A 21,742-nucleotide genomic window follows, 5' to 3' on the forward strand; every position below is an offset into this window, starting at 1 on the left:
CCTAGCCCGTCGCGCCGCCGTCGACGGCGATCGCCTGTCCGTTGACCGATCGGGATTCCGGCGCGCACAGCCAGGCCGCCGCCTCGGCGACCTCCTCGGGCTCGATCAGCCGGCCCTGCGGATTGGTCTTGGCGAGCTCGGCGATCGCCGCGTCCCGGTCGCGGCCGGTCTTCTCCATGATCGTCGTGATCGCCGTCTCGGCCATCTCGGTGCGGACATAGCCGGGACAGATCGCGTTGACCGTCACGCCCCGGCGCGCCCATTCGGCCGCCAGCGCGCGCGTCATGCCGATGAGGCCGTGCTTCGACGCGCAGTAATGGGCGATATACGCCCCGCCGCGCAGGCCGGCCGTGCTCGCGATATTGATGACGCGCGCATACTCGGCGGCCATCAGGTCCTCGGCGACGGCGCGCGTGCAACGGAACACGCCGGCGACATTGACGTCCTGGACGCGCATCCACTCGTCCTCGTCCATCTTGTGGAACGGGCTCGACGAGGCGATGCCGGCGTTGTTGACCAGGATAGTCACCGGCCCCTCGGACCGCGCCGCGGCGAAGGCGGTCTCCACCGAGTCCGGATCGGTCACGTCGCAACGCACCGCCCGGGCGTTCGGGATGTCCGCGGCGGCGGCTTCCAGCCGCTCGAGATCCCGGCCCATCAGGACGGGCTTCGCGCCCATCGCGGCGAGCCGGCGCGCGATCGCGAGCCCGATGCCCGTTCCGCCGCCGGTGATGACCGCGGTCGCGTCCTGGGGTCCTGTCATGCCTTGAACTCCTGCATTTCGGCGGCGCGTTTCAGATTGCGCGCCAGCTGCTCGTAGCCGGCGCGATACTGGATGGGCCCGGCGGCGGCGTCATGTTCGAGCGTCGCCGCGGCGCGCATCGTCCAGTGCGGATCGGCGAGATGGGGCCGCGCCAGCGCGACGAGATCGGCGCGGCCGGCGGCCAGGATCGAGTTGACGTGGTCGATCTCGTAGATGTTGCCCACCGCCATCGTCGCGCAGCCCAGCGTATTGCGCACCTGGTCGGAGAACGGAGTCTGGAACATGCGCCCGTAGACCGGCCGCGCCTCGGGCGTCGTCTGACCCGCCGAGACGTCGATCAGGTCCGCGCCGGCGGCGACGAAGGCCTCGGCGATGCGCACCGTCTCGTCGGGCGTCACGCCCGCATCGCCGACCCAGTCGGTCGCCGACAGGCGCACCGACATCGGCTTGTCCTCGGGCCAAGCCGCGCGCATGGCGCGGAACACCTCGAGCGGGAAGCGCAGCCGGTTCTCCAGCGAGCCGCCGTATTCGTCGGTGCGATGGTTGGAGACCGCCGTGATGAAGCTCGACAGGAGATAGCCGTGGGCGCAGTGCAGCTCGACCATGTCGAAGCCGCACCGAAGCGCGCGCTCGGTCGCGGCGACGTGGTCGTCACGGACGGCGTCCATGTCGGCGCGCGTCATTTCGCGGGGGACGGGATTGGCCGGCGACCAGGGAATGGCCGACGGGCCCATGATCTCCCAGCCGCCCTCCTCCAGCGGCGCCTCGTGGCCTTCCCATGACAGCTTGGTCGAGGCCTTCCGCCCGGCGTGGCCGAGCTGGATCGCCATCTTCGCGCCCGACCATGCGTGAACGTAATCGACGATCCGCGTCCAGGCCGCGACATGCTCGTCGTTGTAGAGCCCGGTGCAGCCCGGCGAGATGCGGCCCTCCGCGCTGACGTCCGTCATCTCGGTATAGACGAGCCCCGCCCCGCCCATGGCGCGCGCGCCGTAATGGACGAAGTGAAAGTCGTTGGGCGTGCCGTCCGTCGCCGAGTACATGCACATCGGCGAGACCACGACGCGGTTCTCGAGCCTCATCCCGCGCAGTTCGAACGGCGCGAACATGGGCGGGCGCGCATCGTTCGCCCCGGCCGTGCGCGCGAACCAGCCTTCGAGCCGGCCGAGCCAGTCGGCGTCGCGCTCGCGCAGATTCTCGTGGCTGATGCGCTGCGAACGGGTGAGCAGCGAATACGCGAACTGGATCGGCTCGAAGCGCGTGTAGCGGTCGAGATTTTCGAACCATTCGGTGGAGTTGCGCGCCGCGCTCTGCAGCCGGAGCACCTCCAGCTTGCGCTCCTCCTGGTAGTCGTGGAGCCCCTCGCGGACAGGCTTGTCGGTGGCGGTGAGCACGTCGGCGAGCCGGATCGCGTCCTCGAAGGCGAGCTTGGTGCCCGAGCCGATCGAGAAATGCGCGGTGTGGGCGGCGTCGCCGAGAAGGATGACGTTGTCGTGGATCCAGGTCTCGCACAGCACGCGGCGGAAATTGAGCCAGGCCGAGCCGCGCAGGTGCCGCGCATTGCTCATCAACGCGTTTCCGTCGAGCCACTGGCCGAACAGCGCTTCGCACGCCCGGCAGGTCTCGTCCTGGTCCATCGCCTCAAAGCCGAGCCCGCGCCAGGTCTCCTCCGAGCACTCCACGATGAAGGTCGAGAGATCGTCGTCGAACCGGTAGGCGTGGGCCCAGACCCAGCCGTGCTCGGTCTCGACGAAGATGAAGGTGAAGGCGTCGAAGACCTTCTTCGTGCCCAGCCAGACGAACTTGTTGGCCCTGAGGTCGATGTCGGGCTTGAAGGTCTCGGCGTAGCGCTCGCGGATCTTCGAGTTGATGCCGTCGGCGGCGATGACCACGTCGGCGTCGGCGAACTGCGCCGGATCGGGCTCGGCCTCGTACTCGAAATGCAGCCCGACGCCGACTTCGCGCGCTCGATCCTGCAGGATGTTCAGAAGCCGCTTGCGCCCGATGCCGCAGAATCCGTGCCCGCTCGAGCGCTCGGCGGTTCCGCGGAAATGGACCTCGATATCGTCCCAGTGGGCGAGGCTGTCGGAAATCGACCGCGCGCTCTCGGGATCGTTGGCGGCGAGGTTCTCCATCGTCTGGTCGGAGAACACCACGCCCCAGCCGAACGTATCGCCGGCGCGGTTGCGCTCGTAGACGTCGACCTCGCAGGCGGGATCGCGCAGCTTCATCGAGATCGCGAAATAAAGCCCGGCCGGGCCGCCGCCGATGCAGGCGATCTTCATGAGCCGGACCTCCAGTCGGTCAGCCGTCCGCCGGACGCGGCGAGTTCCTCGATCAGCGGGGCGGGCGTCCACCACTTTCCGAACGGGCCGGCGGCGTGGGCGCAGACGCGTTCGAGCACGTGGCCGAGCCCCAGCTCGTCGCCGTAGAGCATCGGCCCGCCGCGCCAGCGCGGAAAGCCGTAGCCATTGGCCCAGACCACGTCGATGTCGGAGGCGCGCTGGGCGATCCCCTCGGCGAGCACGTTCGCGCCCTCGTTGACGAGCGCGAGGATGCAGCGCTCGACGATCTCCTCGGCGGAGACGTCGCGGCGCTCGATCCCGTTCTCGCGGGCCACGTTCTCCGCCAGCGCGGTCGTTTCCGGATCCCGGACCGGCGTGCGCGAGCCGTCCTCGTAGCGGTAGAAGCCCGCCCCGGTCTTCTGCCCCTTGCGGCCGGACTCGACGAGGCGATCGTGGACGGCGGTCGCCAGCGGCTCGTAATCGACGCCCGGCGTGAGCGGCTTGCGGTTGGCGTAGCCGATGTCGAGACCGGCCATGTCGCCCATGGCGAACGGACCCATCGGCATGCCGAACTCGTAGAGCGCCGCGTCGACGGCCTCCGGCGCGGCGCCCTCGATCATGCACAGGCCGGCCTCGCGGGCGTAGCCCTTGAGCATGCGGTTGCCGATGAAACCGGGACACACGCCGGCGACGACGCCGATCTTGCGAATGCGCTTCGAGACGTCGAGCGCGGTCGCCAGCGCGTCGTCGGCGGTCTTCGCCCCGCGCACGATCTCGAGAAGCCGCATGATGTTGGCCGGCGAGAAGAAGTGCATGCCGAGAACGCGGGCCGGGTCGCGCGTCGAGGCGGCGATCGCGTCGACGTCGAGATAGGAGGTGTTGGTCGCCAGCACGGCGTCGGCCCGGCAGGCGCGATCGAGTTCGGCGAAGACGGTCTTCTTCACCTCCATGGATTCGAACACGGCCTCGATCACGAGATCGCAGTCGGCGAAGCCGTCATAGCCTTCGGCGGGCTGGATGCGGTCGGTGCGGTCGAGCGCTTCGGCTTCGGAGATCCGGCCCTTCTTCGCGGCCGCCTGGTACTGGGACTCGATGCGGGAAAGCCCGGCCTTCAGCGCGTCAGCGTCGGCGTCGAGGATGCGCACGGGAAAGCCCGCATCGGCGAAGGCCATGGCGATGCCCCCGCCCATCGTGCCCGCGCCGACGACGCCGACGAGCCCGATCGTGCGCGGCTTGGCCTCCAGCCCGTCGACTTTCGCGGCCTGGCGCTCGGCGAAGAAGAGATGGCGCATGGCGCGCGCCTGCGGTCCGGCGACGAGTTCGGCGAACAGGTCGCGCTCGCGTTCGAGCCCGGCGTCGAGAGCGAGGTCGGTCGACGCCTCGACCGCCTCGATCGCCTTGTCCGGCGCGATCTGGCCGCGGCGCTTCTTGGCGGCCTGCTTGCGGTGACGCTCGACGGCCTCGGGATCGGGCTTCGGCGCGGGCAGGTCGCGGATGCGGCGCTTGTCGGGACGGGCCTTGGCGAACGCGATCGCGGCCTCGAGCAGATCGCCGGACGCGACGTCGTCGATCAGACCCAGCTCCTTCGCCTTCGGCGCGGCGACCGGCTTGCCGTTGAGGATCATGCCGAGCGCGGCGTCGACGCCGATCAGGCGCGGAGCGCGTTGCGTGCCGCCGGCGCCGGGAAAGATGCCGAGCTCGATCTCGGGAAAGCCGACCCGGGCCTTGCTCGCCGCGACGCGGTAGTCGCAGCCCAGCGCCGTCTCCAGCCCGCCGCCGAGCGCGCCGCCGTGGATCGCCGCGACGACCGGGACCGGGCAGGCCTCCAGCGCGGCGATCACCTCGGGCAGGCTGGGCGCCTGGGGCGGCTTGCCGAACTCGCGGATATCGGCGCCGGCGAAGAAGGTCCGCCCCGCGCAGGCGAGCACCACGGCGTCCGCGTCGCCGACCTCCTCCAGGGCCGCGGCCAGCCCCGCCCTCACGGCGTGGGACAGCGCATTGACGGGCGGATTGTCGGCGGTGACGACGAGCACGCCGTCGCGGCGTTCGGTCGAAACGACATCGGTCATGGGAAACGGTCTTTCATCGGCCGGGCGGTCGGGTCTCGCGCCGCCCGCGGCCGCCGCCTCCGCTGAAGGGCCGGCGAGTCGCGCGACGGTCGCCGCGCACTATAGACCGATCGACCGGGCGGGACGGAAGAGGCGACGGCGACGCGCGCGCCTGTGTCTCACGGATGCGGTTCGGCGAAGCCGTAGCGCGCGGTCAGCGCGCGCAGCAGCGCGTCGATGTCGTCGATGAAGACGCGGCCGCCGGCCTCGCCGGTCGCATGCTCCGAGCGCCGGCCGGGCGCCAGCACCAGAACCGGCAGCGACTGGCGGGCCTCGCCGATGAGCTCGACGACCTCGCGGCGTGGCCGCGGCCAGGCGATGCGCCGCACGTCGAGCCGCGCCGCCGCCTCGGGGCGCGAGGCGAGCACGCCTTCCACCAGCGCGCAGTGCCAGCAATAGAAGGTCTTGCCGGGATAGGCCGGATCGGCGAATCCGGGCCGGAGGAGGAACAGCGTGTCCATGAAGGCTCCGTCGGGAGGCGGGCGGTCGGGGCGACTTCGGCCCTCCTAGCGCCTTCCGGCGAGTCGCGCATCCTCGCGACGCGGCCGCGTCCGCCGTCACTCCTCCGTCGACGCCAGCAATTCCGCCAGGCGGCCAGTCGCGTCCGCCTCGGGATAGTCGCGCTCGAGCGCGGCGAGGATCGCCGCGGCGCGGTGGGTTTCGCCGGTCCGCGCGAAATGCCGGCCCAGCCGCGAGGCGGCTTCCTCCGGGCGCTCGACGCCTTCGCGCGCGCCCCAGGCGGCGAGATCGCCGAGCGCAGGTTCGCCGCGATCGAGGGCGGCGAACAGCGCCTCGCTCGGGATCGGCCCCGGCAGGGACGCGCCGGGCAGGTCGAGGATCCAGGCGGCGACGTCGCGGAAGATGATGAGCGGCGCGTTGGACTGGTTGGCGAGCAGGATCAGGACATAGTCATGGCCGTCCTGGTTGAAGCGGACATATTCGCCGCCCGAGCCCAGGAGCGTTCCGCCCTTCGTGACATAGGTCACGCCCCGGTCCTCCCAGATCTCCCAGACAAGGCCGACGCGCGCCGGCAGGCCGTTGAAGGCGGGCCCGGGCCGCATGCTCTCCGCGCGCAGCGCCGGCCCGTACCAGAGGCCGGACTCCACGCCGCGGTGATAGGCCAGGAGATCATGGACCGTTGCGAAGGCCCCGCCGTCCGGCCCGGGGCGCGGGTCGTCGGCGACGACATCCATCCCGCCGGCGGCGTTCCGGTGAAAGGCCGCGGGGCGGTCGGGATGATCCTCGTCGGGCTGGAAGAGCCGCACGCCGTCCATGCCGGCCCGGGCGAAGACATCCTGCTCGATCTGCGCACGCCAGCCGCGCCCCTCGGGATCGGTGATCTCTAGCAGCCGGCCGAGCACCCAGAAGGCCGTGTTCGAATAGTAGAAATCCTCGCCGGGCGCGAACAGGCGCTCCTCGGTGCGCGCCAGCGCGATGAAGTCGTCCATGCTGCGCTGTTCAAGCGAGTAGTCGGGATGGGCGAAATAGTTCCCGAGGCCCGAGGCGTGCTGGAGCAGCTGGCGGATGGTGATCGCCTCGGCGTGCTCGAGCCCGCTGCCGGGCCAGATGTCGGCGATCGTATCGTCGAGCGACCAGACGCCGGACTCGACGCGCGCGAGCGCCAGCGCCTGCGTGAACATCTTGCCGATCGAGCCGATATTGAACGGCGTGTCGACGGCGTTGGGCCGCGAACAATCGGCGTCGAAGCAGCCCCAGGCGCCCTCGGCGACGATCTCGCCGTCGCGCGCCAGCAGCGCCGCGCCGGAGAAGCGCCCGGTCTCGGCGTGGGCCTGCATCGTCTCCTCGAAGCGTTCGGCGAGCGCGTCGGCGTCGGCGGCCGCCGCGCCCGGAGCCCAGGCGACGAGGCAGATCAGGGAGACGAAGGCGCGTATCGGCATGGCGTTTCCTTTCACGGCGTCGCGGGCGCGGCCGGAGCGCCCTCCCCGAGCGCGTCGAGCGCGGCGTCGCGCAAGCGGGCGTGGATGGCCTCGTAGCCGAGCTCGATCTCGTTGATCATCACCGCCACCGTGAGATCGCGCGACGCGACATGCTCGACCTTGGCGATATAGCCGAGCATGTAGCCGCCGTGAAAGCGCAGGCGGCCGAGCGCGGGATCGTCGCGGACCTGCAGGCCGGGACCATATCCGTAGCCGGCATCCTCGGGGACGTGCGCGCTCAGCGCGGTCTCGAACAGCGCCTCATAGGGCTCGCCGAGCGCCGACCCGCCGAACCAGGCGTCGCCCCAGCGCGCCAGCGAGGCGGCGTCGAACGCCCAGCCGCCGCCGCCCCATTCGAGCTGCGGATCGTAGGCCAGCCGGCCGAGTTCGCCGGCCGTCTCCGGCACGCCGGGGAACATCGCGCGGAAGCGCGGCTCGCGAAGATGCGGAACCGCCAGCCCCTCGAGCTCGCGGCGCTGCGGCGCGATGCGGTCCAGCCCCAGCGGTTCGAGCAGGCGCGTCCGCACGATCGCCTCGATCGGCTCGCCGGTCACGGCCTCGGCGGCGAGCGCGATGAGCGCGTAGTTCGCGTCGCTGTAGCGCCAGCCCTCGCCGGCGGGAAAGGCCGGCTCCAGCCCGCCGAGCGGGCGGAGCAGGTCGACATGGCCGACGCCCTGCTCGGAAAGATCCGGGCCGTCGACACTGCGCCGGATCGCCTCGCGGATCGGCTCGGTCTCGAAATAGTCCATCGGGATGCCGGTCTCGTGGACCAGCGCATGGCGCAGCGTGATCGCATCGGCGTTGGGCAGGGCGTCGTACCAGTCCGCCCCGCCGAGCACGTCGGCCAGGGGCGCGTCGAGCGCAAGCAGACCGTCATGGACGAGATCGATCGCCGCGGCGGCCACCAGCGTCTTGCCGATCGAGCCGCCTAGGAGGCGGTGGTCCGGGCGCATGGCGACCCCGTTGGCGGGATCGGCTTCGCCGACGGCGACCGAGACGACATCCCCTCCGGGCAGGACGACGGCGGCCGTCGCGCCGGGGAAGTCGAACTCCGCGCGGGCTTCGGCCAGGGTATCGCGGAGCGCGTCCTCCAGCGCGGCGAGATCCGCCTGCTGCGCCGACGCGACGCCGCCGAAGACGAGCGCGGCGAGGCCTGCCGCGAAGAGATGGAGGAGGCCGGTCATGCCAGGAAGATCCGCGTGAAGCTGTAGGTGTCGATCAGGCCGTGCGCGAGGATGAGCGTCCAGAGATTGCGCCCCGTCGCCAGGTAGACCAGGCCGATCACGAGCCCGAAGGAACCCGAGAACAGGACGCCGGCGAGGCCCTGATAGGCGTGACCCAGGGCGAAGGCGACGGCGATCGCGACGACCGCGGCGATCCATCCGAACACGCCGCGGCCGAACAGCTCGGCGACCTCGTTGAGCAGGAAGCCGCGGAAGATGAGCTCCTCGCCGAACGCCGCCGTGATCCAGACCACGACGAGCATCACGAGATAGCGGGGCAGATCGCCGCGCAGCCCGAGCAGATGCGAAACGTCGGGCGGGTTCGGCGCGTACTGCATCACCAGCGGCGCCAGCACGTAGCTCATCAAGGCCAGCATGCCCGCGGCGATCGCCACGCCGAGGCCGACGGCGCGCCAGATCGGCGTCGCCTTCAGGCCGTAATCGCTCCAGCGCCGCCCCATGAGCCGCATCGAGACGTGCGCGATCGCCAGCGGAACGGCGATCACCACGACGGCGAGCCAGGTCTCCGGCCGGGTGAAATCGGTCATGTCGTCGACGGTTCGGTGGACGTAGTAGCCCAGCCCGGTGACGCCGCCGAACACCAGGGCGATCGAGATCAGGCGCGTCGCGGTCCAGGGGTTCTCCGGGGCCGCGGGCGCGGTTTCGTTCGTTTCGCTGGTCATGCTTCCTCCTTCGCGGCGCGCGGGCGCGCCGCATCATCATAGCCCGGCGCGAAGCGGGGCCAGGGCGCGATCTGCTCGAAGATGCGCGCGAGCCGCAGCACGATCTCGTCGCGATGGCGCGGCCCGGTGATCATCAGCCCGACCGGCATGCCGTCCGGGGTCAGACCGGCCGGCACGGAGATCGACGGGTGCCAGCTGAAATTGGCCAGCGGCGTCAGCGGCGCGTCCATCGTCCGGCCGGCGTCGCGGCCGTCGACGACGGTCGGCGCCGGCCCCTCCGCGGCGAAGGCGGTGGTGGCCGTGCACGGCGAGAGCAGGACGTCGACCTCGTCGAAGAATCGTCCCGCGATCGCGACGGCCTCGGCGATCCGCTTCTCGGCGAAATAGAACTCGATTTCGCCGCCCGGCCGGAACGCCTCGAAATTGCGCCGCACCTCGGCGGACAGCGCGTCGGCGCGCTCCGGCAGGAAGCCTTCGGCGCGGAGCATGCGCTCCAGCTTGACCGTGTAGACCGAGCCCACGGCGTCGAAGACGTTGGGAATCTCCAGCGCCGCCTCGACGAAGGCGAGCTTCGCCGCGGCGATGAGCTTGTCCGCGGCGGCCCGGGCGACGCGCTCGACATCGGGGTCGACCGGCGCGAAGCCGTAGCCCGTCGTCCAGGCCGCGCTCATCCCCGCCACGTCGAGGCGTTCGATCTCTTCTTCGTAGACCACGTCCGGCGCCGGCAGGCTCATCCGGTCGCGATGGTGCGGCCCGGCCATGACGTCGAGGCAGCGCGCCGTGTCGGCGACCGTCGTCGTCAGGACGCCGTAGAAGGTGTTGACCGGCTGGCCGTCGGCGGTCGGCGTGCGGCCGTGACTGCCCTTGAGCCCGACGACGCCGGTGAAGGCGGCCGGGGCGCGGATCGAGCCGCCGCCGTCGGAGCCGGTGACCAGCGGGATCATGCCCGCCGCCAGCGCCGCCGCCGAACCGCCGCTGCTGCCGCCCGGCGTCGTCTCGAGATTCCAGGGATTGCGCGTGGTTCCGAAGACCCGGTTGTCGCAATTGCCGGCGAAGCCGAATTCGGCGGTGTTGAGCTTGCCGACCGGAACGGCGCCGGCGGCCTTGAGGCGCGCGACATGGGGATGATCGCGCGTCGCCGGCGCGGCGTCCTTGAAGAACAGGCTGCCCATGGTCGTGGGCCAGCCCGCGCAGTCCTCGATATCCTTGACCGCGACGGGCGCGCCCGCCAGCGGGCCCGGATCGCCCCCGGCCGCCAGCTCGGCGTCGATCTCGCGAGCGCGGCGCCGGGCGCGCGGCTCGTCGACCAGGCAGAAGGCGTTCACCGCCCCGTCGCGCGCCGCAATGCGGGCCAGCACCAGGTCGAGCGCCTCCTCGGCGCTCATCTCCCGGCGCCGGATCGCCTCGGCGAAGCCGATCGCGCTGAGCATCGCGTCCGTCACGCCCACACCTCCGCGCAGACGCGGCGGAAATTCTCGCCGAGGAAGCCCCGGACGTCGTCGTCGCGCCAGCCGGCCTTCAGCAGCCGCTCGACGATCTCGGGCAGCTGACCGGGCCGGACGTAATGGAAGCCGCGCCAGCCCGGCTCGCGGACCATCGGCCATTCGTCGGGCCGGCTCTCGGCGTATTCGTTCACCGCCTGCGCGTCGAAGACGACGTCGAAGCCGATCCCGACATGGGCCGGGCTCCCCGCGACCTGGCAGATATGGTCGATGTGGCGAAAGATCGTCTCGGTCGAGCACTCGGGATCGCCCAGATAGACGCTCGAGCCCGATATGCCGATCACGCCGCCGGTCTCCACGCAGGCGCGGATATGGGCGTCAGTGACGTTGCGGAAGCTGTCGGCGACGGCCGCGGCGTTGGAATGCGAGAAGATCGCCGGCCGGGTCGCCATCTCCAGCGCCTCCAGCGCGCTCGCCCCGCCGGTGTGGCTGAGATCGACGAGCATGCCGACGCGCTCCATCTCGGCGACGACGCGGCGGCCGAACGCGGTCAGCCCCCGGTCGCGATCGCCCTCCGTGCAGCCGCCGGCGACGGAGTTGCCGACATTGAAGGCGAGCAGGTTGTGGCGCACGCCGAGGGCGTAGAAGGCCTCGACGAGGTCGAGGTCGCGCTCGAGACAGCGCGTCCCCTCGAAGTGCAGCGCGACGGCGAGTTCGCCGGCCGCGCGGGCGGCGTCGATATCGGCGACGCGTTCGACGAGGCGGCACCCTTCCCGCTCCCGCACTGCGCGGCGCGCCGCGGCGACGCGGCGGACCGCCTCGCCGGAGTCGTGATTGTCGCCGGCCACGGTGAGCGAGATGAATGAGTAGCCCGCCTCCCGGCAGACGGCGAGCTTGTCGAGATCGTTGCCGACGGAAGGCTCGTAGGGAAACACCATGTCCCAGACGAGGCTGTCGCGGACGAGCGCGGCGGCGGCGTCCGACCGGCTGGTCGTTTCCTGCAAGGTCATGCGGATGCTCCCTCGATGCGCCGCGAACGCACGGCCTCCGGCGTCCGTCCGACGATGTCGCGATAGCTGTCGGGGTCCTGGGCGGCCTCGGTGACGTAGACGAGGACCCGGCTGTCGGCTCCGAGCTCGAGCGCAGCGCGCGCGCCATCGTCGGCGAGCGCCTCCGTCAGCCCGGCGAGCCCCGCCGCGCCCGCCTCGCCGGCGACGATCGCGGGATCGCCCGGCTCGGGTTCGGCGAGCCGGCGCATGGCGTCGCGGGCGGCGGCGTCGGAAACCGTGATCGCGCCATGCGCGCCGGCGCGGAGGATCTCCCAGGCCGTGATCGACAGCTCGTCGGCGGCCAGCCCCAGCATGATCGAAGCCGCGCCCTTGCCGCTGGCGCCGCGTTCGCCCGCGGCGAGGCTCAGGCGGAGGCTGTCGGCCTGGTCGGATTCGACGGCCACGGTCGTCGGGCGCGTCGTCCCGTAGCGGATCCAGTGCTGGGCGCAGGCGGCCGCGGCGAAGCCGCCGACCCCGCACTGCAGGAAGACGTGGCTCGGCGGCGTCTCGCCGAACTGGCGCTCGGCCTCGGCGGCGACGGCCATGTAGCCGTGCATGACGTCCGACGGGATGTCGACATAGCCGGGACAGGCGGTGTCGGAGATGACGGTCCAGCCTTCGGCCGCCGCGACCTCCCCGGCGTGGCGGACGGTCGCGTCATAGCCGAACGCGGTCTGGACGACCCGGGCGCCGAGCGCCTCGATGCGCGCTATGCGCGCCTGCGTGACGCCGGCGTGGACGAAGACGACGCAGCCGCAGCCGAGCCGCCGCGCGCCGAAAGCGACGCCCAGACCGTGATTGCCGGCGCTGGCGCAGCACACCGCGGGCGCGTCGCGCGCCGCAGGGTCGCCGCCCTCATCGAGCCGACGGCGCGCGGCGTCCTCGCCGAGCGTGCGCGCGAGATGGCGATAGACCGCATAGGCCCCGCCGACGGCCTTGAAGGCGCCGAGGCCGAAGCGGGCGCCCTCGTCCTTCACCGCCAGCCGGGCGATCCCGAGCCGGGCGGCGAGACCCGGCAGCTCGACGAGCGGCGTCTCGGCGTGATCGGCGAAGCCGCCTAGGACGGCCTCCGCCTCCTCCCGCCCCGCTGCGGACAGGATGGACGCGAGGCCGGACGGATAGTCCGCACCCCGCGCCGCATGCCTGTTGAGCTGAAACGCCATGCCCGCACGGACCTCAGAAGCTGACCTTGAGATCGACGCCCCAGGTGCGCGGCGCGTTGAAGCCGTAGAGCGTGGCTCCGGCGAACAGCGGATTGACGAGGGTCTGCGCGTTGAAATCGACGATCAGCTCCTCGTCGGTGAGGTTGCGGCCCCAGAGCCCCAGCTCGAAGCGCTCGTCGGGATCGGTGTAGGCGAGGCGGGCGTGCAGCAGGCTCGCGGCGTCCTGCTCGCCCTCCGGCGCGTTCTCCGGACCGGCGAAATAGGACGTCTGGTGGACCCACTCGCCCTGGACGGCGATGCGCCCGGCCGGGCCGGAATAGAGCTCGTAGCGGCCGCGCAGCGACGCGTTGAAGTCCGGCGCGAAGGGCAGCGCGTTGCCCGAATAGTCGGCGGTCGCCGACGGGTCGAAATCGGTGAATTCGGCGTGCAGCAGGCCGAGCGCGGCGTTCAATTCGAGCCGGTCGGCGGGCCGCCAGGCCGCCTCGAGCTCCACGCCGTAGCTTTCGGCTTCGGCGGCGTTGGCGGTCTGGTTCAGGAGCTGGCCGCCCGAGGTGATGATCTGGGTGTCGACCTGCAGGTCGGTGTAATCGAGATAGAAGCCGGTGACGTTCAGGCTGCCCCGGCCGCCGGCGAGCGTCGCGCGCAGCCCGACCTCGTAATTGGTCACCGACTCCGGATCGAAAAAGGCGTCCAGCGCGTCGGGCGCCTGCGGGAAGGAGCGATTGAATCCGCCGCTCTTGTAGCCCTCCGAGACCGTCGCATAGACCATCACGTCGTCATTGACGTCATACTCGAGGCCGAGCTTGCCGGTGAAGACGGTGTCTTCGAACGTGTCCAGATCGGTGAAGGGACCGAAGGGGATGTCGAGCAGGATGGCGTCGTCGCCGTCGAGGAACTGCGCGCCGGTCGAGAACGCGAACTCCTTGGTTTCGTCGGTGACGCGCCAGCCCGCGATCAGCGTGAGCGCGTCCGAGAGATAGACATTGGCCTCGCCGAAGAAGGCGACGGACTCCGTCGACGCGGCGACGCGGTCGCGTTCGCGCAGGGCGCGGGCGCCGAACGGCAGGGCGAGGCCGAACGTGTCGACCACGTACTCGCCCACGCGGATATAGCTCTCGGCGTCCTGATCCTCGCGGAAATAGTAGAGCCCCGCGGTGACGTCGACGCGATCCATGAGCAGCGGCGTCGTCACGCGCAGCTCCTGGCTGAAACGCTCGATATTGTCCGGATCGCCCTCGCTGCCGAAATGGAACTCGGCGAGGTCGAAGGCCGAGCCCTCGTCGTCGGTGACGCCGTAGCTGTCGGTCGACTGCCAGCCGGTCACCGAGGCGAACTCGAACCCGCCGACGCTCCAGTCGACGAGCGCGGTAGCCGAGTAGAGCTCCGCGTTTTCTCGCGGCGTGACGTTGGTTTGCGCGGTCCGCGATCCGTAGACGTTTCCGATCGACAGCTCCGGCGCGGCGGTCTGGCCCGGAAGCGCGTACCAGGTCGGGGCCTTGTCGATGCTGTCGGACGACAGGTACTGGCCGATCAGGCGCACCGAGACGTCCGGCCCGGGCCGCCATTCGAGCTGGCCGCGCACGGCCTGCTGGTCCTCGGTCCCCAGCGTCCCGCCGGCGAGATTGTCCGTGTAGCCGTCGCGCTCGTAGTGCACGCCCGCGAGCCGGAACAAGAGCGCGTCCTCGACGATCGGCCCGGAAACGGCGCCGCGCAGGGCGCGCAGATTGTAGTTTCCGACTTCGGCGCGGGCGTAGCCCTCGAAGTGCTCGGTCGGCGCCCGCGAGGTGTAGATGACCGCGCCGGCCGCGGTGTTGCGCCCCCACAGCGTGCCCTGCGGACCGCGCAGGACCTCGATGCGTTCGAGATCGAAGACGGTGTAGTCGAGAAACCCGCGCGGGCCGACATAGACGCCGTCGAGATAGGCGCCGGCGGCGGGTTCGGCGGTCGCGAGCTGACGCGACTGGCTGGTCACGCCGCGGATCGTGATCGCGCTGCCCGCGCCGTTGAGCCCGTCAGGGGCGGACACGTTCGGAACCGAGTCGGCGAAGCCGGAGAACTCCTGGATGTTGTTCTGCTCGAGATAGGCCTCGCCGAACACCGAGACAGAGACGGGCGCGTCCTGCAGCGTGGTCTCCCGCTTGGTCGCGGTCACCACGATCACCTCGCCGGCCGACGCGGCGGCCTCGTCCTGGGCGCCCGCCGGCGCGCCGGACGTCGCGGCCGCTGCGATGGCGAGCGGTAGGCTGCGAAGCATGAATTTCCTGGCCGACATCGTGTTCCTCCCCGATCGAGCCGCTTCGGCGGCCTTCTGACCTATCCCGGACGCTAAAGAGGGTTATTCATCTTTTCAAGCGCTTTTTGAATTCATAATTCTCATGCGGGACGTCGCCCGCGGAAAATCGCTTGCTCGCGCCCCCCGATGCGCGCGATAAGGAATCCTCATGCTTGGCCATGCAAAAGCACATGAATGACATAGGCGCCCAGCGATCGAAGAAGCGCCCCCGCCGCGAATCCAATCGGGCGGGCGCCTCCACGCGCGAGCGATTGCTTAAAACGGCGGTTGAAATGTTCGCGCGGCACGGCTTCGCCGAGACCTCGCTGCGCGAGATCACCGAGAGCGCCGACGCCAACATCGCAGCGATCAACTACCACTTCGGATCGAAGGAAGGCCTCTACGAGGCCGTGCTCGACCGCATTTTCCGGCCGGTCCTGGAAGAACGCCTGGCCCGGCTCGAACGCCTCGAGACCGAGGCGATGGAGAATGGCGGGGAATGGGACGTCGACGCACTGCTCCGGTCCTGGATCGAGCCGATGCTGGACCGCTACTTCGCCGGCGGCGCGGAGGGCGCCCAGATCCTCGACCTGGAGGCGCAGATCTCCGGGGCCCTTCAGGAGGGCCGCATGACCGAGTGGCCCCGGCCCTATATCGAGTACACGCGGCGCTTCCGGCTCACCATGACGCGCGCGGTGCGTCATCTCCGCGCCGAGGACGTGGCCTGGCGGGTGGAGGTGCTGTGCGCCTCGGCGCTGCCGCTGCTCACGGGCGGCGCGGCGCTGGAGGATAATACGGGCGGGCTGTGCAGCGCGGCCGACCGGGAGCGTTTTCTCTCCGGGTGGATGTCGGTCGCCCGGGCGCTGCTGCTGCCGCCGTCCTAGGCGGGCGCGCCCGGCCCGGTCAGGTATTCGAAGAACAGCCGCACGCCGTAGCCGGTCGCGCCCTTCGGGCAGGTCGGCCGGTCGGCGATCGCGGAGTCGAGCCGGCACATCTCGATATGGGCGTAGGGCGCGCCATCGACATAGCGCCGGAGCAAGCGATGGACATAGGCGCTGTCGGCGCCGTGGACGAAGAAGTCGGGGCACTGGGTGAAATCGGCGATCGCGCTGTCCTCGAGCGTGTCGTCCATTTCCTCGTAGGACGGCAGCGGCCACAGCGGCTCGCCGGCGGCCGCGCCGGCCGCGACGAGCCGCGCCTCGAGATCGCCGTCCTCGCTGTAGACCGGCGCGTGCCTGAGCCCCAGTCCGAACAGGCCCGATCCGCCCAGCGTGCCGATGGAGAATATCTCCTTCGGGTCGAGCTCGCCACGCACCCACCACAGCGCGTCGAGCAGCGCCAGGCGGCCCTCGGCGTCGGTGTTGGTGATCTCGATCGTCGGTCCGGCGGCGGTGCGGATGACGTCGCCGGGCCGGTAGGCCGCGCCGCCAAGCGCGTTGTCGGCGATGGCGGCGACGCCGACGAGATCGGTCTCGAGGCCTGCGCCGGCCGCCGCCGCCATCAGCCCGCACACCGCCGCCGCGCCGGCCATGTCGGTCTTCATCGTCTTCATCTGCTCGACCGGCTTCAGGCACAGCCCGCCGGTGTCGTAGGTGATCCCCTTGCCCACCACCGCGAGATCGGGACGCGCCTGGGTCCGGCCCCGCCAGCGCATGACCAGCAGGCGCGGCCTGTGCGGACTGGCGCGCCCGACGGCGAGGATGGCGTCGAGACCGCGATCGGCGAGCGCGTCGGCGTCGATCGTCGTCATCTCGACTCCCAGCGCGTCGAGCAGGCCGAGATGATCGGCGAAGGTGTCGGGATTGAGCGCGTTGGCCGGTTCGTTGGTGAGATCGCGGGCGAGCGCGGTCGCCTCGCAGAGCGCCTCCAGGCGCGGGAAAGCCGCGGCCGCCTCCCCGGCGGCTTCGGTGAGAACGTTGACCGTCTCGACGCGCGCCGGCCCGCCCGGCTTGGCGCCCGTCCGCCACCTGTCGAAGCGATAGCTCCGCAGCCGCGCGCCCAGCCCGACATGAGCCGCCCAGCCGGCCTCGGGCGGCTCGGCGCCGTCCGGTCGCGGCGCATGGACGTCGACGGCGGATTCGCCCGCCGCTGCGGCGGCCGCCGCGCACAGCCCGCCGGTCATCTCCGCGCGCAGCACGGGCGCTTCCGTCTCCAGGCCGCGCACGCCCGCCGCGATCACGCGCCGCCAGGGGCCGCCCTCGGGCAGCACGACGGAGACATGCTCGCCCTTGCGCGCGTCGAAGCGGCCGCACTCGGCCTCCACGGCGAGCGCCCGCGCCAGCGGCCCGCGCACGGCGTCCGGCAGATGCTCCGGCGCGTCGGGCGCCTCGAGGGCGACGACGAGCGCGCGGCCGGCCGGCTCGGAGAAACGGGAGAAGGACGCCGTCATGAGGAACCTCAAACGCTGGATTCGATGCGGGCGCTGCGCGCGAGCCAGCGCCGCAGGAGATCGTGGCGCGCCCGGGTGAGCGGAAAGCGCCAGAGCGGAATGATCGCGATCATCAGCAGCGCCGCCGGCAGCACGGCGGCGACCATCTGCAGGCCGGCGGCCGCGCTCGCGCCGTTGTCGCCGGCGGGGTCGAACCCGCTGAGATCGAGCAGCGGCAGCGCCAGCCCGACGCCGAGCGCCAAGGCGAGCTTCTGGGCGAGGTTGAAGCCGGCCATGTAGAGGCCCGACGACTCGTCGCCGCTGCGGAACACGCCGTAATCGATCGTGTCGGCGACGATCGCGGTCGGCAGCAGCCACAGCGGCGCGTTGAGCACGCCGAGAACCGGCCAGACGAGCAGGATCGGCCACAGCTCGCCGCGCGGCATGAAAAACGCCGCGTAGAGAAGGAAGACCGCGCCGCCGGCGAGCGCGCCGGCCAGGACGACGTGCTTGCCGAACCGGTTGGCCAGCCGCACCACGAGCGGCGCGGCCGCGATCGAGGAGACGTACTGGACGACGATGAGGATGAGGAAGCTTAGCGGAAAGCCGAGGAAGTCGCCGACGAAGAACACGAAGGCGGCGTCGAACATCGACCACGCCGTCCGGTAGACCAGCACCGAGCCCAGCACGCGCATCAGCGGCGTGTTGGAGCCCGCCGCGCGCACCAGCCGCACCCAGCCGCGCGGCGGCGCGCCTTCCAGCGAGGCCGACGGCGCGACCGCGAGCGCGACGATGACCGTGACGGGAATGAGCGCGACCAGGGCGAGGGCGAGCACGCGCAAAACGGCGCCGAGATCGTCCGTCCCGGCGCCGAGAAAGGCGAGCGGCAATGTGGAGGCGGCGAGGATGCCGATGATGCTGCCCACCTCGCGGAACCCGGTGATGCGCGTGCGGGCCGCGTAGTCCCGCGACAGCTCCGCGCCCCAGGACAGGTACGGGATCTGGACCATCGTCCAGGCGAGATAGGTCAGCAGGATCCAGACGAAGAGATAGCCCAGACCCACCTCGCCGGGGGGAACGCAGAGGAAGTAGAGCGAGACCATCAGCAGCGGCGCGCCGGCGGCGATCCACGGCTTGCGCCGCCCCCAGCGATGCCGCGTCCGGTCGGAGAGCGCGCCCAGCACCGGGTCGGAGATCGCGTCCCAGGTCCGCGCGACGAGGAAGACGACGCCGATCCCGCTCAGGCCGAGCCCGACCTCGCGGGCGTAGAAGGGCGGCAGGTAGGCCATCAGCGGCAGCAGCACCATGGCGAGCGGAACGGCCGGGCCGCTATAGGCCAGCAGCGTCGGCAGGCCGGGTGATCTCTCGGCGGATGTCACGAGCGCGGCGGTCCTTCCGTCGTCCAATCTTTTCAAACGCTATTTGATTTTTGCGGGCGGAGCAAGCAGCCGCGCGCGGCCGAGGCCGCGGCGCGCTTTGGAGTCGTCACCGCCGCGCCAAGAATTTCTTGGCGCCCTCGCGCCCTTGCGACGTAGCGAACAGCTACGCGGACTTCTCCGGCGCCCGTCAGCCTGACGTCAGCGCGCGGAGGCAATATGCTGCGCGCGGCGCGGGCTTGAACGCTGACAGGGACCCCGATGCGAATCCTGTTGATCGAGGACAATCGACGGATGGCCGAGCTGATCGCCGAAGGGCTCGAGCGGCGCGGCTTCGGCGTGGACGGCGCAGCCGGTCTGGCGGCAGCCGACGACCATGTCGCCGTGACCGACTACGACGCCGTCGTGCTCGATCTCGGCCTGCCCGACGGCGACGGCCTGGAGTGGCTGCGCGCGCTGCCCGCCGACCGCGCGCCCGTGCTCATCCTGACCGCGCGTCACACGCTGTCCGAGCGGGTCGACGGCCTCGACGCGGGCGCGGACGATTATCTCGTCAAGCCGGCCGCTATCGACGAGATCGCCGCGCGCCTGCGCGCAATGCTGCGCCGACCCGGGCGGCGCGGCCCGACCGTGCTCACCACTGGCCCGGTCAGTCTCGATCCGGCGACGCGCGAGGTGCGCCTGTCGGGCGCGCCGATGCGGCTCGGGCGTCGCGAGACGGACTTGCTCGAGCTTCTGATGCGACGCGCGGGCGCGGTGACGCCGCGCGAGACGATCGAGGGCGCGCTCTACGGCGCCGAGGAAGCGGTCACGCCGAACGCGGTCGAGGCCGTGGCCTCGCGTCTCCGCCGACGGCTGACGGAGGCCGGCGCCGGCGACATGCTCCATGCCGTGCGCGGCGTCGGCTATTATCTCGGCGAGCCGCGGCCGTGACCCGGTCGATCCGCGGCTGGCTCCTGATCGGGCTCGCGATCGCCGGCGCGGCGGGCGGCGCGGTCCTTACGGTGATCGTCGCCCTCCAGTACGGATTCTTCGGAAGCACGCGCCCGCCGCTGGGCGCGACCCTGCGCGAGATCGGCTATCACGTCGTGATCCCTCTGGCCGTCTTCGCCGCGTTCTTCGGCGCCGGCGCGGCCATCGTCGTCGGCTCGACGGCGCGACGGCTTCGCGAGGCGGCGCGGGAAGCGCGCGCCGCCGCAGAGCGCGGCGAAAGCCACCAGGTCCGCTCCGACGACCTGCCCGCCGAGATCCGCCCGTTCGCGGAGGCTCTGAACGCCCTGAACGCCCGCCTCGCCGACCATGCCCGCCGGCAGGAAACCTTCGCCGCCGACGCCGCTCACGAGCTGAAGACACCGCTGGCGATCCTGGCGCTCGAGCTGGACAAGCTGCCCGCCGCGGACGCTGCGCGCCTGCGCGGCGAGGTCGATGCGCTGTCAGAGATGGTCGACCAGCTCCTCCTTCTGGCGCGCAGCAACGCGCCGAACGCGAGCGACCCGCGTCAAACGGTCGATCTTGTCGCGCTGGCGAAGCGATTGGCGGCCGAACTGGCGCCCGCCGCGATCCGCGACAACCGCTCGATCGCGTTCGAGGACCGCGGCGCGGTTCCCGTCTGCGGCCTCGAGGAGGCGCTCGCCTCGGCGGCGCGGACCCTCGCGGTCAACGCGCTGCGCGCAACGCCGGAGGGCGGCGAGGTCGTCCTGATCGCCGGCCCGGGACCCCGCCTCTGTGTGCTGGACCAGGGCGAGGGCCTCGACCCGGAGGCGCTCAAGCATTTCAAGGCGCGCGGCGTCAGGGCCGACCGGGCCGCGGGCGGCGAAGCGGGGCTGGGCCTGTCCATCGCCGACCGCATCGCCGAGGCCCATGGCGGAGAACTCCAGACCTGCATGCCGGAGCGGGCGGGTCTGAGGCTGGAGCTGCCGCCGGCGCGATCCTGATCGTCAGCGTCGCGTCAGCAAGCCCGGCCATTGTCCCTGCGGCGCCGAGCCGAGGCGTCGACGAGACTGATCGACGGACATGCCATCCTTTCCGCCGCCACACGCGATCCTGCTGCTGCTCTGGCTGCTCTCCGCCGCCGGCGCGGCGGCGCAATCGACCATCCCGGTCTCGCCCGCGGCGCGCGCCGCGCTCGGCGTCGAGATCGAGACGACCGAGGCCGGCGAGCGCTTCGCAGGCGCCGAGGCCTCGGCGACGGTGATCGCCCCGCCGGGCCGGTTACAGAGCGCGGCGAGCCCCTTCGCCGGCGTGCTGGTCGAGCCGCTGGTCATGCCCGGCGCGCCCGTCGAGGCCGGCGATCCGCTCGCCGTCATCTACAGCCCTGATTTCGCCGACGCGCGCGCCGAGCTGGAGACGCGCCGCCTGACCGCAGAACACGCCGGTCACCTGGCCGAACGGGCCGCGCGTCTGCGCGCCGAGGGCCTCATGGCGGACCAGGACGTTCAAGAAGCCCGCCACGACGCCCGCGCGGCCGAACTCGCACTTGGGGCCATGCAGGCGCGCCTCGACACGGTGCGCCCGGATGACGGGCCGGGGCGATACCGCATCGTCGCGCCGGCCGCGGGCGTCGTCGCCCATGTCCACGTCCAGTCCGGCGGCGCGGTCGACGCCGCCGGGCCGGTCGCCTCGATCTTCACCGGCGAGCGTTTCTGGGCGCGCGCCCAGGCCCCTGCGCGGGCCGCCGATATTCTCCTCCCCGGCGCGTCCGCGCGCATCGGCGGATGGGCCGAGCCCGGCGAGATCGTCTCGATCGATCCCGAGATCGACGCCATGTCGCGCTCGCTGGAAGTCATGGTCCGATTGCCCGAGGGCGGCCCGTGGCGCCTGGGGCTTCTGATCGACCTGGTCTTCGACGCCGAGGCGCCGGAAGGCTCGGTCGCCGCGCCGGCCGCGGCGGTGATCCGGATCGGGGATAACGACACGGTCTTCGTCGAGCGCGGGGACGGCTTCGCGCCCACGCCGGTGACGGTCATGGCGCGCTCGCGCGACACGGTTCTTCTCGACGGCGCGCTTTCGCCGGGCGACCGCGTCGCCGTTTCCGGCCTGGCGGCGCTGAAGAACATGGTCGAGACGGGCTGAT

17 protein-coding genes are annotated in these 21,742 nt (G+C 71.4%); 4 read left to right on the forward strand and 13 right to left on the reverse strand.

Annotation, left to right across the window (positions count from 1 at the left end; all coding sequences use genetic code 11):
- Position 1: 1 nt before the first annotated feature.
- From DDZ18_RS08975 to DDZ18_RS09025, 11 genes are all read right to left on the reverse strand, one after another.
- Positions 2-763, reverse strand: a complete 762-nt coding sequence (locus DDZ18_RS08975) for an SDR family NAD(P)-dependent oxidoreductase (protein ID WP_109253006.1) — start codon at positions 761-763, stop codon at positions 2-4.
- On the reverse strand, positions 760-3,048 hold the full coding sequence (locus DDZ18_RS08980) for a bifunctional salicylyl-CoA 5-hydroxylase/oxidoreductase (protein ID WP_109253007.1): 2,289 nt from the start codon (positions 3,046-3,048) through the stop codon (positions 760-762). Before DDZ18_RS08980 ends, DDZ18_RS08975 begins: the two co-directional genes overlap by 4 nt.
- Positions 3,045-5,117 carry a 3-hydroxyacyl-CoA dehydrogenase NAD-binding domain-containing protein gene (locus DDZ18_RS08985; protein WP_109253008.1) on the reverse strand — a complete coding sequence of 691 codons (2,073 nt, stop codon included), beginning with the start codon at positions 5,115-5,117 and terminating at the stop codon, positions 3,045-3,047. Before DDZ18_RS08985 ends, DDZ18_RS08980 begins: the two co-directional genes overlap by 4 nt.
- 158 nt (positions 5,118-5,275) lie before the next feature.
- Positions 5,276-5,617 carry a DUF3088 domain-containing protein gene (locus tag DDZ18_RS08990; protein WP_109253009.1) on the reverse strand — a complete coding sequence of 114 codons (342 nt, stop codon included), beginning with the start codon at positions 5,615-5,617 and terminating at the stop codon, positions 5,276-5,278.
- 96 nt (positions 5,618-5,713) lie between these two features.
- Complete coding sequence (locus DDZ18_RS08995) at positions 5,714-7,054, reverse strand: serine hydrolase domain-containing protein (protein WP_109253010.1); 1,341 nt, start codon at positions 7,052-7,054, stop codon at positions 5,714-5,716.
- An 11-nt stretch (positions 7,055-7,065) separates the two neighbouring features.
- On the reverse strand, positions 7,066-8,277 hold the full coding sequence (locus DDZ18_RS09000) for a serine hydrolase domain-containing protein (RefSeq protein ID WP_109253011.1): 1,212 nt from the start codon (positions 8,275-8,277) through the stop codon (positions 7,066-7,068).
- Entirely contained in the window at positions 8,274-8,999 is a 726-nt protein-coding gene (locus tag DDZ18_RS09005) for a CPBP family intramembrane glutamic endopeptidase (protein WP_109253012.1), read from the reverse strand. Before DDZ18_RS09005 ends, DDZ18_RS09000 begins: the two co-directional genes overlap by 4 nt.
- Positions 8,996-10,441, reverse strand: coding sequence for an amidase (locus DDZ18_RS09010; RefSeq protein WP_146190642.1), 1,446 nt, complete (start codon positions 10,439-10,441; stop codon positions 8,996-8,998). Before DDZ18_RS09010 ends, DDZ18_RS09005 begins: the two co-directional genes overlap by 4 nt.
- Positions 10,438-11,451 carry a dipeptidase gene (locus tag DDZ18_RS09015; protein ID WP_109253014.1) on the reverse strand — a complete coding sequence of 338 codons (1,014 nt, stop codon included), beginning with the start codon at positions 11,449-11,451 and terminating at the stop codon, positions 10,438-10,440. Before DDZ18_RS09015 ends, DDZ18_RS09010 begins: the two co-directional genes overlap by 4 nt.
- Positions 11,448-12,653 (reverse strand): diaminopropionate ammonia-lyase, encoded by a 1,206-nt coding sequence (locus DDZ18_RS09020; RefSeq protein WP_109253015.1) that lies wholly within the window; start codon positions 12,651-12,653, stop codon positions 11,448-11,450. Before DDZ18_RS09020 ends, DDZ18_RS09015 begins: the two co-directional genes overlap by 4 nt.
- Before the next feature lie 13 nt (positions 12,654-12,666).
- Positions 12,667-14,907 carry a TonB-dependent receptor gene (locus tag DDZ18_RS09025; RefSeq protein WP_158272112.1) on the reverse strand — a complete coding sequence of 747 codons (2,241 nt, stop codon included), beginning with the start codon at positions 14,905-14,907 and terminating at the stop codon, positions 12,667-12,669.
- A gap of 209 nt (positions 14,908-15,116) precedes the next feature.
- On the opposite strand from DDZ18_RS09025, the gene DDZ18_RS09030 reads away from it, so the two are divergent.
- Complete coding sequence (locus DDZ18_RS09030) at positions 15,117-15,809, forward strand: TetR/AcrR family transcriptional regulator (protein WP_269845068.1); 693 nt, start codon at positions 15,117-15,119, stop codon at positions 15,807-15,809.
- Here the strand turns inward: DDZ18_RS09030 and DDZ18_RS09035 are convergent.
- Both DDZ18_RS09035 and DDZ18_RS09040 read right to left on the reverse strand, forming a co-directional pair.
- Positions 15,806-17,314, reverse strand: a complete 1,509-nt coding sequence (locus DDZ18_RS09035) for a leucyl aminopeptidase family protein (protein WP_109253018.1) — start codon at positions 17,312-17,314, stop codon at positions 15,806-15,808. The genes DDZ18_RS09030 and DDZ18_RS09035 overlap by 4 nt on opposite strands.
- Positions 17,315-17,322: 8 nt before the next feature.
- Entirely contained in the window at positions 17,323-18,672 is a 1,350-nt protein-coding gene (locus DDZ18_RS09040) for an MFS transporter (protein ID WP_146190644.1), read from the reverse strand.
- Between the two features lie 258 nt (positions 18,673-18,930).
- Here DDZ18_RS09040 and DDZ18_RS09045 point away from each other — a divergent pair, with 258 nt between their 5' ends.
- The 3 genes from DDZ18_RS09045 (at position 18,931) to DDZ18_RS09055 (ending at position 21,741) form a co-directional block, all read left to right on the forward strand.
- Complete coding sequence (locus tag DDZ18_RS09045; protein ID WP_109253020.1) at positions 18,931-19,602, forward strand: response regulator transcription factor; 672 nt, start codon at positions 18,931-18,933, stop codon at positions 19,600-19,602.
- Positions 19,599-20,603 carry a sensor histidine kinase gene (locus tag DDZ18_RS09050; RefSeq protein ID WP_109253021.1) on the forward strand — a complete coding sequence of 335 codons (1,005 nt, stop codon included), beginning with the start codon at positions 19,599-19,601 and terminating at the stop codon, positions 20,601-20,603. Before DDZ18_RS09045 ends, DDZ18_RS09050 begins: the two co-directional genes overlap by 4 nt.
- 79 nt (positions 20,604-20,682) lie before the next feature.
- Positions 20,683-21,741: an efflux RND transporter periplasmic adaptor subunit gene (locus tag DDZ18_RS09055; RefSeq protein WP_109253022.1), complete on the forward strand. Its 1,059-nt coding sequence runs from the start codon at positions 20,683-20,685 to the stop codon at positions 21,739-21,741.
- The last annotated feature ends 1 nt before the right edge of the window (position 21,742 follow it).

Origin of the sequence: Marinicauda salina (genome assembly GCF_003122085.1) — a bacterium.
Lineage (GTDB): Bacteria > Pseudomonadota > Alphaproteobacteria > Caulobacterales > Maricaulaceae > Maricicauda_A > Maricicauda_A salina.